This window comes from Caulobacter vibrioides (assembly GCF_002310375.3).
Classification (GTDB): domain Bacteria; phylum Pseudomonadota; class Alphaproteobacteria; order Caulobacterales; family Caulobacteraceae; genus Caulobacter; species Caulobacter vibrioides_D.
In genome coordinates, this window is the sequence record NZ_CP023315.3 from 2,557,892 (window position 1) to 2,572,896 (window position 15,005).

General features: G+C 68.0%; 12 protein-coding genes. 5 read left to right on the forward strand and 7 right to left on the reverse strand.

The window, feature by feature from the left end; genetic code table 11:
- The first annotated feature begins 149 nt into the window (after positions 1–149).
- Positions 150–365 carry a hypothetical protein gene (locus tag CA606_RS12095; RefSeq protein WP_096050904.1) on the forward strand — a complete coding sequence of 72 codons (216 nt, stop codon included), beginning with the start codon at positions 150–152 and terminating at the stop codon, positions 363–365.
- Here the strand turns inward: CA606_RS12095 and CA606_RS12100 are convergent.
- On the reverse strand, positions 362–2,023 hold the full coding sequence (locus tag CA606_RS12100; protein ID WP_096050903.1) for a phosphatidylglycerol lysyltransferase domain-containing protein: 1,662 nt from the start codon (positions 2,021–2,023) through the stop codon (positions 362–364). The genes CA606_RS12095 and CA606_RS12100 overlap by 4 nt on opposite strands.
- A 174-nt stretch (positions 2,024–2,197) precedes the next feature.
- Between CA606_RS12100 and CA606_RS12105 the strand changes: the two genes are divergently transcribed.
- From CA606_RS12105 to CA606_RS12120, 4 genes are all read left to right on the forward strand, one after another.
- Positions 2,198–3,403 carry an acyl-CoA dehydrogenase family protein gene (locus CA606_RS12105; protein ID WP_096050902.1) on the forward strand — a complete coding sequence of 402 codons (1,206 nt, stop codon included), beginning with the start codon at positions 2,198–2,200 and terminating at the stop codon, positions 3,401–3,403.
- 78 nt (positions 3,404–3,481) lie between these two features.
- On the forward strand, positions 3,482–4,615 hold the full coding sequence (locus tag CA606_RS12110; protein ID WP_096050901.1) for an acyl-CoA dehydrogenase family protein: 1,134 nt from the start codon (positions 3,482–3,484) through the stop codon (positions 4,613–4,615).
- Between the two features lie 122 nt (positions 4,616–4,737).
- Positions 4,738–5,403 (forward strand): SH3 domain-containing protein, encoded by a 666-nt coding sequence (locus CA606_RS12115; protein WP_096050900.1) that lies wholly within the window; start codon positions 4,738–4,740, stop codon positions 5,401–5,403.
- Positions 5,404–5,613: 210 nt separating this feature from the next.
- Positions 5,614–6,114: a pyridoxamine 5'-phosphate oxidase family protein gene (locus CA606_RS12120; RefSeq protein WP_096050899.1), complete on the forward strand. Its 501-nt coding sequence runs from the start codon at positions 5,614–5,616 to the stop codon at positions 6,112–6,114.
- A gap of 47 nt (positions 6,115–6,161) precedes the next feature.
- Here CA606_RS12120 and pyk read toward each other — a convergent pair whose 3' ends face one another.
- The 6 genes from pyk to pgl form a co-directional block, all read right to left on the reverse strand.
- On the reverse strand, positions 6,162–7,592 hold the full coding sequence (pyk, locus tag CA606_RS12125; protein ID WP_096050898.1) for a pyruvate kinase: 1,431 nt from the start codon (positions 7,590–7,592) through the stop codon (positions 6,162–6,164).
- Positions 7,593–7,611: 19 nt separating this feature from the next.
- The gene (locus tag CA606_RS12130; protein ID WP_096050897.1) at positions 7,612–10,077 is read right to left on the reverse strand and encodes a glycoside hydrolase family 3 protein; all 2,466 of its coding nucleotides are present in this window, start codon (positions 10,075–10,077) and stop codon (positions 7,612–7,614) included.
- Between the two features lie 298 nt (positions 10,078–10,375).
- Entirely contained in the window at positions 10,376–11,395 is a 1,020-nt protein-coding gene (locus CA606_RS12135) for a LacI family DNA-binding transcriptional regulator (protein ID WP_096050896.1), read from the reverse strand.
- A gap of 84 nt (positions 11,396–11,479) precedes the next feature.
- A complete protein-coding gene (glk, locus tag CA606_RS12140; RefSeq protein ID WP_096050895.1) occupies positions 11,480–12,475 on the reverse strand; it encodes a glucokinase in 996 nt (331 codons plus the stop codon).
- A gap of 14 nt (positions 12,476–12,489) precedes the next feature.
- Complete coding sequence (gene edd, locus CA606_RS12145) at positions 12,490–14,298, reverse strand: phosphogluconate dehydratase (RefSeq protein WP_096050894.1); 1,809 nt, start codon at positions 14,296–14,298, stop codon at positions 12,490–12,492.
- Positions 14,299–14,304: 6 nt separating this feature from the next.
- On the reverse strand, positions 14,305–15,003 hold the full coding sequence (gene pgl, locus CA606_RS12150) for a 6-phosphogluconolactonase (RefSeq protein ID WP_096050893.1): 699 nt from the start codon (positions 15,001–15,003) through the stop codon (positions 14,305–14,307).
- Positions 15,004–15,005 lie beyond the last annotated feature (2 nt).

Consider the following 15,005-nt stretch of genomic DNA (forward strand, 5'->3'; position numbering starts at 1 on the left):
GCGACGAAAACGCCAGATGTAGTGCCCGCGCGATTCACTGTGGAGGAATCGGGACAGAGTCCCATCACTCTGTAGCGCGGTTCAAAAGCAAGAGGGTTAACACCGGTTAACCATTTGCCAGGCCGATTGTCGCAGGCCTAGAAGCGCGCATGGACCTGCCTGTCACCGCCGCCGCCGCGATCCTGTTCCTGATCCTCGCCGTGCTCTTCGGTTGGCTGGGCGCGCGGCCCATCAACATTCTCAAGGGCCCGCGCATGGTTCCGTGGCGCCCCTTGATGATGATCTGCGTGGTCGGCCTGATGCTGATGATGGTGCATCTGGTGAACCTTCTGGGCGTGCAGACCGGTAACCAGACGCGCTATTAGGTCGCGGCCTTTTCAGAGGGCTTCTTGGGCCTTTTGGCCAGCCCCGACATGCCACCCGACGACAACAGGCCAACGTCCGCGAGCAAGAACGGGATGGCCCACTTGCGCGGCGCGGCGATGTAGCGCGGCTGCCAGACCGGATCGTACTTGTCCTTGTACCGACGCACGCCCTGGAAATTGTAGATTTCCTCGCCGCGTTCGTAGAGCAGTCGTCCGACCCGCGACATGATCGGGGCCAGCGGACGATCTTGCAGCCCGGCCAGCGGGGCGACGCCGAACTCGAACGCGGTGAACCCCTGTTCCTTGCCCCACTGGAGCAGCTCGACGAACAGGTAGTCCATGACGTTCTTGGGCGCTTCGTCCGAGTAGCGCATCAGGTCCATCGAGAACGCGGTCTTGCTGGCCGTGGTCCAGAGCGTCGCGAAGGCGACGATCTTGTCCTCGCTCCGGACGATGGCGACGGGAAACTCCGCGACGTAGCGAGGATCAAAGCCGCCCATGGAAAAGCGCTTCTCGCCGCCCGCGTGATGCGACAGCCAGGAGTCGGAGATGGCCTTCAGCTCATCCATGATGGCGGGCGCGGCGCCGACGGGCAGCACCTCGAAGGCCGCGCCGCCCTCCCCGGCCTTGCGCCAGTTTCGCCGCAGCACTTCCCGGCGTCGCCCGACCAGGCTGAACGCCTCCAGCGGCACCGCTGCGCTTTCGCCAGTCTTCTGGATGGCCAGACCCAGATCCACGGTGTCGGGCAGGTCATCGGGCCCGAGGCCGTAGAAGCCCGCGCGCGCGGCGTGGGCGTCGGCCAGTTCGCGGAACCGCCAGAAGAGCTCCATGCGCTCCTCGCGCTTGCCGACCGGCGCCCCCAGCGCGATCCACGATCGCCCCCGAACCCCGAACATCAGGAAGGTCTCGCCCGACGCCGAGAACAGGAACCGTTTGTCGCCCAGCAGCGCGAGGTTGGCGCTGGGCTCGGCCCCCTCGGCCTTGGCCAGAATGGCGCGCACTCGGTCGAACTCGGGATCGGTGTCGTCCACCACCGGCGGGGTCGCCGCCGTCGCGATGAGCCGCCAGACGCCGACGGCCAACAGGACGATGGCGGCGGCGACCGACGAGCGGATGGCGCGGGCGGCCTCGTCATGGTCCTGGAGGATCTTGATCCAGGACTTGTCGGCGAACTCGGTGTGGTTGAACGACCACCAGCCGAGAACCGAAGCCCCGACGATGGCTGCGGCGGCGGAGAGCAGCCAGCCCGGCGTGATCTCCATCTTGGTAAGCGCTGCTTTCCGAGGAAAGGCGTCATGGAAGGGCAGCATCAGGAACAGGCAGACCAGCAACATCGCGGTCTCTTCCCAGTTCAAGCCCTTGAACATCGCCAGGACCGCCGAGGCCCCCAATACGATCAGCGCGGCCCACCAGGCCGCGCCAAGCCGCGCGCGCAGGCCAAACGCCAGCAGCAGCAGCACAAGTCCCAAGATCGAGGAGAAGAAGTGGCTGATCTCGATCAGCAGGTCCGGCGCGAAGGCCAGGAGAAGCAGGAAGCGGGTCGGCTCGGACGGCGTAGCCCCGGAAGCCAGCAGCATGACACCCGCCGACGCGGCCAGGATCGCCGCCACGGTCGGGGCGATCGCATGGGCTGCGGGCCTGAAAACTGTCGAGGACATCCAGATCCCGAAATCGCGAATCCCCGAGGGATCCAGGAGCAGGCGGTTCTATACCGCGTAATGCCCGGCGTGGTCCCGCGCCAAGATGCGAACGATTGTTTGAATCAGCTTGCCGCCGCCGTCGCTAGGCGTACTGTGTGCGCCAAACACCGGTCTGCTTAGGGAGAAGAGACCATGGCCGATTTCGGGGGAACCGATCTCGACGCCTTCCGCGCCGACACCCGCGCCTGGCTCGAAGCCAACTATCCAAAGTCCCTGAACGCGCCCATGGGCGAGGACGAGGCCCCGTGGGGCGGCCGCAAGATGGTCTGGAAGAACCCCGACGCCAAGCTGTGGCTCGACCGCATGGCCGAACGCGGCTGGACCGCCCCGATGTGGCCCAAGGAATACGGCGGCGGCGGCCTGTCCAAGGCGCAGAACAAGGTGCTGGAGCAGGAACTGCGCCGCCTCAAGGCGCGGCCCGCCCTGATGAGCTTTGGCGTCTGGATGCTGGGTCCGGTGCTGCTGGAATACGCCACCGAGGAGCAGAAGCAGCGTTTCCTGCCCGCGATCGTCCGCGGCGAAACGCGCTGGTGCCAGGGCTATAGCGAACCGGGCGCGGGCTCGGATCTGGCCTCGCTGCAAACCAAGTGTGAAGACAAGGGCGATCACTACCTGATCAACGGCCAGAAGGTCTGGACCAGCTACGCCGACCAGGCCGACTGGATCTTCTGCCTGGTGCGCACGGATACCTCGAAGAAGCACGAGGGCATCTCGTTCGTGCTGTTCGACATGACCTCGCCCGGCGTCGAGGCCCGTCCGATCAAGCTGATCAGCGGCTCCTCCCCCTTCTGCGAAACCTTCTTCGATAATGTGAAGGTCGCCAAGGAACAGCTGGTCGGCAAGCTGAACGGCGGCTGGGACATCGCCAAGCGGCTGCTGCAGTACGAGCGCCAGAACATCAGCGCCTCCGGCTTTGGCGGTGGCGGCGGTCTGTCGCTGGTCGAGGCGGCCAAGAAGGAGCTCGGCGTCGACGGCGAAGGCCGGATCGCCGATGGCGATTTCCGCGCGCGTCTGGCGGCCCATTCCATGGACGCTCACGCCTTCATGCTGACCGTGCGCCGCGCCGAGGCGGAGTCCAAGCAAGGCTCGGGCCCCAGCGCGGCCGTCTCGATCATCAAGTACGCCGCCGCCAAGATGAACCAGGAGCGCACCGAGCTCTTGGTCGAGGCGCTGGGCCTGCAGGGCCTGGGCTGGGAAGGCGACGGCTTCAGCGCCGACGAGCTGGCCGCGCCGCGCGCCATGCTGCGGGCCAAGGGCAACTCGATCGAGGGCGGCACCAGCGAGGTGAACCTCAACGTCGTCGCCAAGCGGGTCCTGGGTCTGCTGGACCACCAGTAGCCGTTCGAACCGCAAGCCGCGCGCGCCGTCGGAACGGCGCGCCAAGACCAAGACCAAGACCATTCGAGGAGCCTGAACATGGCCGTCCTGACCGAAGAACAGACGATGCTGCGCGACGCCGCCAAGGGCTGGGCCAGCGAAAGCGCCCCCGTCGGCGCCCTGCGCAAGCTGCGCGACAGCAAGAGCAAGCAGACCTTCGACCCCGCCGCCTGGGCCGAGATGGGCCAGATGGGCTGGGCCGGCGTGATCGTGCCCGAGACCTATGACGGCTCGGCCTTTGGCTATCTGGGCCTGGGGCTGATCCTGGAGGAGACCGGCCGCACGCTCGCCGCCTCCCCACTCCTGTCCACCGCGATGATCGCCGCCTCGGCGCTGCAGCTGGGCGGCTCGGACGCTCAAAAACAGGCCTGGCTGTCCAAGATCGCCACCGGCGAGGCCGTCGCCACCCTGGCGGTTGATGAAGGCGCTCACCACGCCCCGGCGCGCACCGCCCTGTCGGCGACCCAAAGCGGCGCAGGCTACGTCCTGAACGGAACCAAGACCCTGGTGCTGGACGGCGAGGCCGCCGACCTGCTGATCGTTGCGGCCCGCACCAGCGGCGCGCCGGGTGACACAAATGGCGTCACCCTGTTCCTTGTCGCAGGCGACGCCGCCGGCGTGACCCGCTCGCACCTGTCGCTGATCGACTCGCGCGGCGCGGCCAAGATCGCCTTCGACGGCGTCGAGGTCGGCGCGGACGCGGTGCTGGGCGAGGTCGACAAGGGCTGGGCCGTTCTGGAGCCCACCCTGGACCGCGCCTATGCGGGCCTCGCCGCCGAGATGCTGGGCAGCGCCAGCGCCGCCTTCGACATCACCCTGGACTACCTGAAGACCCGCACCCAGTTTGGTCAGGTCATCGGCACGTTCCAGGCGCTGCAGCACCGCGCGGCCAAGTGGTTCACCGACCTGGAGACCACCCGCTCCTGCGTCGAGGCCGCGCTCGAGGCGCTGGACGCCGGCGCAGACAGCCGCGCCCTGGCCTCGCTGGCCAAGGCCAAGGCCAGCGAGCTGGTCCATCTGGCGTCCAACGAGATGGTCCAGATGCACGGCGGGATCGGCATGACCGACGCCCATGACGCGGGTCTCTACATGAAGCGCGCGCGCGTCACCGAGGCCCTGTTTGGCGGCGCCAGCTTCCATCGTGACCGCTACGCGCGCCTGATGGGGTTCTGACACCCCCCGTTCAGGGGATAGGCCCCCGCGCCAGCCGCCGGATACCGTCGTTCGCGTTATGACGGACCGGCCGCCCGCGGTGGGCTTAGACGGTCGCCGGCTCCGTCATCCGGGAGCCGAACATGACCAAGACCATGGCCACCCTCGCCGCGCTGGGCCTCGCCCTGTCCGCGACCAGCGCCTACGCCCAAGCGCCGCTGCAACTGAGCTATCCGACGGACGCGTCGATGACTTGCGACCAGCTCAGCGCGGAAATGGTGCGGATGGACCAGCTGATGGGCCTGTCCAACTCCGCCATCGCCAGCGCCGAGGGCGCCGCCCGAGGTGCGGAAACCGCCGCCAGCCTGGGGGTGAACGCCGCGCTCTATAGCGGCGCCCTGGGCCGGGTTCCGGGTCTTGGCGCGTTCGCCAACGCCGCCGCCGCTCAAGCCAAGGCCGCAGCAGCCGCCAAGGCCCAGCGCGAGGCGCAGAACATCCAGATCGCTCAACAGCGGCGCGCGGTGATGAGCGGACTTTATCAGGGCAAGTGCGCCAACGCGCCGACCGCGATACCGGTCTCCACGACGATGCCCGCAGCGATGGCGGCGCCGGCCGCTCAGAGCCTTTTGGCGACGACCCAAGACGTGTCTCTCCGCGGCGCCGCTTCGCCGACCGCAGCGATCGTCGGCACGGTCAAGGCCGGCGCCTCGGTCTATCCCACGGGGCAGCGCAACGGCGTCTGGATGGAAGTCGACGACGAGAACGGCGCGCGGGGCTGGATGTCTTCGGCCTTCGCCAAGCCGAAATAGACCGTTCGACGGGGTCGCTCGGCGGCGCGATCCCGATGTCGCAGAACGCATGGGCGTCGCCGCCAGGGTAGTCGGCGGGCCTTGTGCGTGGGAACAGGTTCGACGTCCCGTCCCGTTCGCCCGATCGGGCCGCTCGACCTGAGGCGTAGGAACCGCCGCCCGCGCCATTGGTTCTTCCTTGCGATTCCCCGATCGCAAGGAAGACCTCCCATGCAAGACGCTATCGATGAGAAGGCTGAAGCCGAACGCCGGCTCTGGAAGGAAATCGACGATGTCCGGTTTGGCATGCTGGGCATGCCCGCCAGTGGCGACCACTTCCAACCCATGACCGCCTTCGCCGAGCCCGAAGACAACGCGCTGTGGTTCTTCACCAGCGATAACAACGGCTTGATCCGGGCCTTGGCCGACGGCCACGACATGGCGATGTTCATCGTCCAGGCCAAGGGTCAGGACTATCAGGCCTGCATCGGCGGCCGCCTGACTGAGGACAAGGACCGCAGCCGGATCGAACGCTACTGGAGCCCGATGGTCGCCGCCTGGTTTCCGCGCGGCAAGGACGATCCGAGCCTGACCCTGCTGCGGTTCAACCTGACCGACGCCGAGACCTGGGCGTCCAAGGGCGGCGTTCGCTTCGCTTGGGAGATGGCCAGGGCCAACCTGACCGGCGACACCCCGGATATCGGCCGCCAGCAGCACATCACCCTCGCCTAGGATCTTCTAGGCGGCCTCGAGAGATGGCCGGCGCGCGCGTCGCTCCGCTAGCGCCGACGCGCCGGCGCCGGTGCGTGCGCCAGACGCAGCAGGTTGGCCGCGCCCGGAGCCCCAAACGGCGTGCCGGCCACGACAAGCAGGCGTTCGCCCGGCGCCACCAGCCCCAACTCGAGAGCCTTGCTCGACGCATCCGTCGTCACGACCTCCAGACTGTCGGGCTGAGCGCTTACGCGTGGCTCCACCCCCCAGACCAGGCACATGCGGCGTACGGCGCTGAGCTCGGGCGACAGGGCCAGCACAGGCTGCAACGGCCGCTCGCGTGAAAGGCGGCGCGCGGTCGCACCGGTAGTCGTGAAGGCCACGAGGCACTTGGTCGACCCCGACTTGGCTGCGCCGGCGGCGGCGACCACCAGCACGTCGGCGTCCACGTCGTCGTGGCTCTGCTCGGCGTACATCAACTCAGGCCACTTCGGGTCGCGCTCGACGCGCTCGATGATGCGGTTCATCATCGAGACCGACTCTTCGGGATAGTCACCCGCCGCCGACTCCGCCGACAGCATCACCGCGTCCGCGCCCTCATAGACGGCGTTGGCGACGTCCGAGGCCTCGGCCCGCGTGGGCGTGGGCGAACTGGTCATCGACTCCAGCATCTGGGTCGCGACGATCACCGGAATGCCCCGCTCACGCGCGGCCCGCAGGATTTCCTTCTGGGCGACCGGCACCTCCTCCGGCGCCATTTCCACGCCGAGGTCGCCGCGCGCCACCATGACGCCGTCGCAGAGGTCCAGGATCGGACCCAGCACCTTCAGCGCCTGGGGCTTCTCGATCTTGGCCAGGACCGCGGCGCGGCCTTCGACGATGCGGCGCAGTTCGGCCATGTCCTCGGGAGCCTGGACGAACGACAGGGCCACCCAGTCCACGCCCAGGCGCAGGGCGAAGGCCAGATCCTCACGGTCCTTGGCGGTCAGCGGCGACATCGGGATGACGACGTCCGGCACCGCCACGCCCTTGCGCTCGGAGAGCTTGCCGCCGTTGACGACCTTGGTGTCGGCGTAGCCGGGGCCCGCCTCGGTCACCGTCATGCGCAGCTTGCCGTCGTCCAACAGCAAGGTGGCGCCCGGCCGCATGGCGGTCAGGATTTCCGGGTGCGGGAGATGCACGCGCGTCTCATCGCCCGGCGCCGGATCGCTGTCGAAGCGGAACGCCTGGCCCGCCTTCAGCATCACCGGACCATCGGCGAACTTGCCGACGCGCAGCTTAGGGCCCTGCAGGTCGGCCAGCACGCCCAGCGGACGATCGACGACCTTTTCGGCCTCGCGAATGGCCGCGTAGACGGCCGCGTGGGTCTCGTGGGCGCCGTGGCTGAAATTCAGGCGAAAGACGTCAGCCCCGGCCTTGGCCAGGGTGACGATCATGTCGAATGAGCTCGACGCCGGACCGAGGGTGGCGACGATGCGCGAGCGACGGGCGCGGATCATGCCGTCGCTCCTTCCAGGGTTAGGCAGGGCAGAAAGCGTCGCCCTCGTTGGACGCCAGACGGATTTCCGTGAACGACAACGTCAGCGGCCCTGTCGTCCACAGCCCGAACGGGGACAAAACATGCGTCATGTCCGCGCCCCTGGCCTGGAAGCAGGAAAGTTTGATCTTCGCCGTACGCCATTCGCCCGTTTTCGCACCTGACAACGTTGACGTTACGTCTACCGTCGCGCGGCAGGATTCGCCACAGGTTAGGCTGAGTGACACCGGTTTCTTCGGGGCGGCGTCCACGCGATAGCGGAACATCAGGGCCATATCGCCCGTCGTCTGACGCGAGAGATCGGCCGCCGGACCCATGATCCCGACGACGCCAAAGCTCTCGCCCGTCCAGGTTGCCTGACGCGCATTCTCTTGCGCGCCCGCGTCCACCGTCTTCAGCGACGCCGCGCCGGACGCGCTCATCATCCAGGGCGCAGGCGTGCGTCCATCGACGAAATAGCGGTCGACATTGGTCGCCGCCGAGGCCACGCCGGGGTCTTCCGACAGCTTGGCCACCTTGGCGGGCTTGGCGTAGCTCAGACCGTAACCGTAGGCGAACAGGGGGTCATAGCCCGGATCACCCACATTGATGGGCTCCTGATCGGCGCGCTTGGGCCAGGAGAACGACAGCTTGCCCTGGAAGTCGTGACGCGGCTTGCCGGCCTTGTCGCCGACCAGCACGTCAGCCACGCCACCGCCCTCCGATCCGGGCAGCCACGCGGCGACGAAGGCGTCGGACGCGTTCAGCTCGGGATTGGTCCACAGGGGCCGGCCGCTCAGGAACACCGACACCACGGGGATGCCGGCGGCCTTCAACTTCTTCAGCAGCGCCAGATCGCGCTTGTCGCCCGCCTGGTATTCGATGCTGGTGATGTCGCCCTGGAACTCGGCGTAGGGATTTTCGCCGAAGACGACGATCGCGACATCGGGCTTCTTCTGGAAGTCGCCGGACACCGACAGCTCGGCGCTGCCGCCGCCCGTCTTTACGGCTTCGGCGACGCCCGCATAGATCGACTGGCCGTGCGGGAAGTCGCTGTTCTTGTTGCCCGTGCCTTGCCAGGTCAGGGTCCAGCCGCCGGCGGCCTTGCCGATGTCGTCGGCGCCGTCGCCCGCGACCAGCACGTGGGCCGAGCTCTTCAGCGGCAGCACGCCTTCGTTCTTCAGCAGCACCAGCGACTTGCGCACCGCCTCGCGGGCCACGGCGCGATGCTCGGGCGCGCCGAGCAGGTCGAGCTTGCCTTCCAGGGGACGCTTGTCTTCGAACAGGCCCGCCTTGACCTTGACCCGCAGGATGCGGCGCACGGCGTCGTCGATGCGCGCCATCGAGATCTGTCCGGCCTTCACCTGCGCCAGGGTGTTCTCGTAGAGGCCCTTCCAGCTGTCGGGGGCCATCATCATGTCCATGCCGGCGTTATAGGCCTGGGCGCAGCTGGTGTTGGTGCAGCCCTCGACCTGGCCATGGGCGTTCCAGTCGCCGACGACGAAGCCCTCAAAGCCCATCCGCCCCTTCAGAACGTCAGTCAGCAGGCTCTTGTTGCCGGTGTGCTTGACGCCGTTCCAGCTGGAGAACGAGACCATCACCGACAAGATCCCGGCCTCGATCGCGGGCGGGTAGCCTGCGTTGTGCAGGCGGACGAGATCGGCCTCGGAAATCTTGGCGTCGCCCTGGTCACGGCCGTTCTCGGTGCCGCCGTCGGCCAGGAAGTGCTTGGCCGAGCCCGCCACGCGACCGACCGCCAGCGGCTTGCCGGCTTCCAGCGCGCCCTGCAGGCCCAGGGTCATCGGACCCGAATAGGCCTTCACGATCTCCGGATCCTCGCCGTAGCCCTCGTAGGCGCGGCCCCAGCGTTCGTCACGCGGCACGGCCACCGTGGGGCCAAACGTCCAGTCCGCGCCCGACGCGGCCATCTCCTTGGCGGTCACCTCGCCGATGCGGCGGATCAGGTCGGGATCGCGCGCGGCGCCCAGGCCGACATTGTGCGGGAAGATCGTCGCGCCCACGACGTTATTGTGCCCGTGCACCGCGTCGACGCCGAAGATGATCGGGATTTCCTGACGCTCGCCGCGCTTTTCCAGAGCGGCGGCCCGGAAGGCGCGGGTCCATTCGATCCAACGCTGGGCGCTGGCGCGATCGTTGCCGTCGGGCGCGGAGTTGCCGCCGACCAGCACAGAGCCCAACCGGTACTGCTTCAGCTCTTCCGGCGTGATCGAGGCGCCGTCGGCCTGGATGGTCTGGGCGACCTTCTCCTCGACGGTCATGCGGCTCATCAGTTGGGTGATGAAGGTCTCGGCCTTGGCTTCGGTGATCGTCGCGGGGCTGGCCGCCTTGGGCCAGACCGCCGGGTTCGCGGTGGCGTTCGGCGGCGTCTGGGCCAGGGCCCCGCCAGCCGTTCCACAGGCGATCGTGAGAGCCAGGGCGGAAGCGAAGGCGAAACGGCGCGGAAGCATGGGCGATCCTTGGAAGGGGCGTCCGTCGGGCGGAGCGGTGTTTTGAGGAAAGGCGCTCGACGCGGCGCTTGCGGGGTGACCGCGTCGAGCAAAGAGAAGCGGGTTCAGGTCCGCTTGGAGGGGAGTGATCGTGCGCACAGGGCGCGACAGCCGCTGGACTGGCCAGGCGAGGTCATGGGGTTTCCTCCTGACGCCGCCTTGTCGTGGCGACTGTCTTGATCACCGTGATCTCACGTGCATTGGACAGCGCTGTCAAGGGGAATATGATTGCGGTAACATCACCCATGACGCCAATCTGCTATCGCGGAGCCGGCCCGGTGGACTCGCGCACCACCAATTCGAAGTCCAACAGCCGCGATGGCGGCGGCGCCCCCTCCTCCCGCTCCACGCCCTGCATGAGCATGTCGGCGGCCGCGCCGGCCATGGCGTGGATCGGCTGACGAACGGTGGTCAGCTGGGGCCAGGTGATCTTCGCGCCGGGCGTGTCGTCAAAGCCGGCGACCGACAGTTGGGCCGGCACGTCGAGGCGCAGACGGTTGGCGACCGCCATCACCCCCAGCGCCATGTCGTCGTTCGAGGCGAAGATGGCCGTTGGCCTATCGGATCCCCCCAAGAGCTTCTCGGCGGCCTCAAAGCCCGAGCGGAACGAGAACCACCCCTGCTCCACCCGGTTGTCGCGGACCAGCAGGCCGCTGTCGCGCATGGCGTCCAGGAAGCCCTGGTGGCGCAGGTGCGAGGCGCCGTGATCGGGGTGACCGATGATGAAGGCGATATCCTTGTGACCAAAGTCGATCAGGTGCTTGGTCATCTCGTAGGCGGCCAGCCTGTCGTCCATGCTGACCCAGGGCGCGCGGTCTAGATCACCGCCCGGCGCGATGCGGACATAGGCCACGCCCTCCCGCTCAAGCGCCGCCAGGACGACGGGATGGTCGCTCAGCGGCGGCGTCAGGATCACGCCATCCATGCGCAGCGTCGCCAGCATCGGCGCGACCTGATCCTCGACATCGGCCGTGGAGTCGATCGGCTCGACGATCAGGTGATAGCCTTCCTGCCGACAGCGCGCGATCGCGCCCAGCTGCACGTCGGTGACGTAGCCGGGGCTTGGGTTGTCGAAGAAGACGCCGATCAGATAGGCCTTCGAGCCCGCCAGGCTGCGGGCCGAGATGTTGGGCCGATAGTGCAGCGCAGCCACCGCAGCCTGCACCCGATCGCGGGTGTCGGCCTTGACGTTGGGCTCGCGATTGAGCACCCGCGAGACGGTTTTGATCGAGACGCCGCTCTCGCGGGCCACATCATGGATCGTGACTTTGGCGCTCAATTCCGTCCCTCGCCGGCCCGATTCGTTCGGTTCGGCGAACACTTAGCCATGACAAGGCTGTCATGGCGAGCCCCAAGAAAACGACTACGAAACGGCCGCACGGCCCTCCGGCGTAAGCGCGACGGCCGCACCGATCAGGGCGGTGTGCGGGTGCAGGATGACGTGGGTCGGGATCGACTGGGTGAAGCTGGACAGGCGACCCTTGCTGTCAAAGCGCTCGCGGAACGGGCTCTTTTCCAGGATGTCGATGATCCGCGGCGCGATGCCGCCAGCGATGAAGACACCGCCGCGCGCGCCCAGGGTCAAGGCGATGTCGCCGGCCGTCGAGCCCAGCACGGCGCAGAAGCGGTTCACGGTGGCCAGGCTGTCGGCGCAGCCTTCGACCGCCCGCTCGGTGATCTGTTTGGCGCTCAGCGCCTCGACCACGCGCCCCTCGGCGGTCGCCAGGTCGATGTGCAGATCCTCCATGCCCGGACCCGAGAGGATACGTTCGACCGACACCCGGCCGCCATCCAGGCGCTTGGTCAGGGCGCGCAGCACCTCGATCTCGACATCGTCGACGGGCGCGAAGGCGACGTGACCGCCTTCGGTGGCCAGGGGGATTTCCTGACCGTGACGACGCACGAGGCCAGCGACGCCGAAGCCGGTGCCCGGACCGAGGATCGCCAGATCCCCCTCGCCCGAGGTCGGCAGGTGGCCGACCTGGCGCAGGTCCTTGGGGCTGAGGCGCGGGGCCGCCAGCGCCTGGGCGGTGAAGTCGTTGATCAGCTTGGCGTTCCGGAACCCGCCCGCACGGCGCAGGCCATCCTCGGAGATCCACCAATCCAGATTGGTCATGTGGACTTGGCCATGATCGATAGGGCCCGCAACGGCGACCACCGCCTGATCGGGACGCCTGACGCCGACCTTGCGCAGATACTCCTCGATGGCGTCCTCGGCCGTGCCGTAGTCCTCGCCCTTATAGGCGGTGGGCTCGATCAGGCGCGGGTCCTGACCGTCGAACTCGACCAGGGCGAAGCGGGCGTTGGTGCCGCCGATGTCGCCGACGAGGCCAAGACCCCCGCTGTGATTGCCGTCCATGACCTAGCGCTTCCTCAAGCAAAGACAGACGCGCCGGCGTCGGCCGCGCCGACCCCCGCACGCATCCATCCAAACAGTTCCCTACCAAAGCCCGGCTTGGACGCCGGGACGTTCGCCGGCGTCCGAGCGCGCAAGGTCGCCTCGTCCACCAGGATCTTCAGTTCGCCGGTCTCGGCGTTGACACGGATCACATCCCCGTCCTGGACATAGGCCAAGGGTCCGCCCTTGGCCGCTTCGGGCGTCACGTGGATGGCGGCCGGGGTCTTGCCCGAAGCGCCCGACATCCGACCGTCCGTGACCAGGGCCACCTTATGGCCGCGATCCAGCAGCACCGAGATCGACGGCGACAGGTTGTGCAGTTCCGGCATGCCGTTGGCCGACGGCCCCTGGAAGCGGACGACGACCACGACATCGCGGTCCAGCTCGCCGCGCTTGAAGGCGGCGATGAAGTCTTCCTGTTCCTGGAACACGGCGCAGGGCGCCTCGATCACATGGTGCTCGGGCTTCACGGCCGAGATCTTCATCACACCGCGGCCCAGGTTGCCGGCCATCAGGCGCAGGCCGCCCTCATGGCTGAACGGATCGGAGACCGGACGCAAGATGGCGGTGTCCAGGCTCTCCTGAGCCCCTTCGCGCCACTTCAGCACGCCGTCCTCGAGGACGGGCTCCTGGGCGTACAGCGACAAACCCGCGCCCGCGATCGTCTGGACTTCCTCGTGCGCCAGGCCCGCCTTCAGCAACTCGCGGATCACGAAGGCCATGCCGCCGGCGGCCTGGAAGTGGTTCACGTCGGCCGAACCGTTCGGATAGACGCGCGCCAGCAGCGGCGTGGCCTTCGAGATGTCGTCCAGGTCTTCCAGGGTCAGTTGCACGCCTGCGGCGGCGGCCATGGCGATGATGTGCAGCGCCAGGTTGGTCGAGCCGCCGGTGGCCATCAGACCCACCACGCCGTTGACGATCGACTTCTCGTCGATCATGCGGCCGACGGGGATGAACGCGTTGCCCTTGTTGGTCACGGCGGCGGCGCGTCGGGCGGCCTCCTTGACCAGAGCTTCGCGCAGCGGCGTGTTCGGGTGAACGAACGCCGAGCCTGGCAAATGGAAGCCCATCAGCTCCATCAGCATCTGGTTGGTGTTGGCGGTGCCGTAGAAGGTGCAGGTGCCCGGACCGTGATAGCTGGCGCTCTCGGCCTCCAGCAGTTCGGCGCGACCGACCTTGCCCTCGGCGTAGAGCGCGCGGATGCGGGCCTTTTCGCTGTTGGGCAGACCCGAGGTCATCGGGCCGGCGGGCACGAACAGGGCCGGCAGGTGGCTGAAGGTCAGGGCGCCGATCACCAAGCCCGGCACGATCTTGTCGCAGACGCCCAGATACAGGCCTGCATCGAAGGCGTCGTGGGTCAGGGCCACCGCGGTGGCCATGGCGATCACGTCGCGCGAGAAGAGCGACAGCTCCATGCCCGGACGGCCCTGGGTGACGCCATCGCACATGGCCGGCACCCCGCCGGCGAACTGGGCGGTCGCCCCGACCTCGCGCGCGGCGTCCTTGATCAGCGCCGGATAGGCTTCCAGCGGCTGGTGGGCCGACAGCATGTCGTTATAGGCCGAGACGATGCCGATATTGGGCGCGTTCGGGTCGAGCGCGCGGACCTTGTCGACGCCCGGCGAGGCGGCGAAGGCGTGGGCCCAGTTGGCGCAGGACAGCTTGCCCCGGCCCGGCTGGTTCTCGATCGCCCGCTCCATGTTGGCCAGATAGGCCGCGCGGCTTTCCTGGCTGCGCGCCACGATGCGAGCGGTCACGGCGGCGATGACAGGGTTCAGGCTCATGGCGATCTACTCCGCCCAGAGGATGCGGACCTTGGCGCGGTCCTGTTTCAGAATGGCGGCGACCGGCAGGGCCGGATCGACGTCGCCCTCCAGCAACGCCTTCTTGGGCGCGCCGGTGACGAGCAGCACGATCAAATCCGTGCGCGTCAGGGCCGCGAGGGTCAGGCTCAAACGCGGCATGTCCGGGGCCGGATCGCCCGGGGGCGCCGCCAGGACCGAACGCTCGGAGGTCAGGTCCAGGCCCGCCGCCAACGCCGGATTGCCCGGAAATAGCGAAGCAAAGTGGCCGTCCGGACCAACGCCCAGCAGGACGACGCCGAACGGCGTGGCGGCGTTCACGCCTGCCTCCGCCTTGCGTGCGCTCTCTTCATGGCTCACGCCCTCAAAGAACAGCGGCGCGAACCCGGCCTTGGCCGCCTCCCCCACCAGTAGGTGGCGGCGAACCAGTCCCTCGTTGCTGCTTGCGTCGGTGGCCGGAACGAAGCGCTCGTCAGTGAGGGTGACCGTGATCTTGTCCCACGGGGCCGTCATCGTCGCCATGCGATCGTACACGGGCGCCGGCGTCGTGCCGCCGGTCGCTGCGAACCCGACCCGGCCATGGCTGGCCACGGCGGTCGTCAGCGCGCCGACCAGGATCGAGGCGGCGGCGTCGTACAGGTCTTCGCGCGACGCAAAGGCTTCGAGCTTGGTGGGGGTGTGCGGCATCG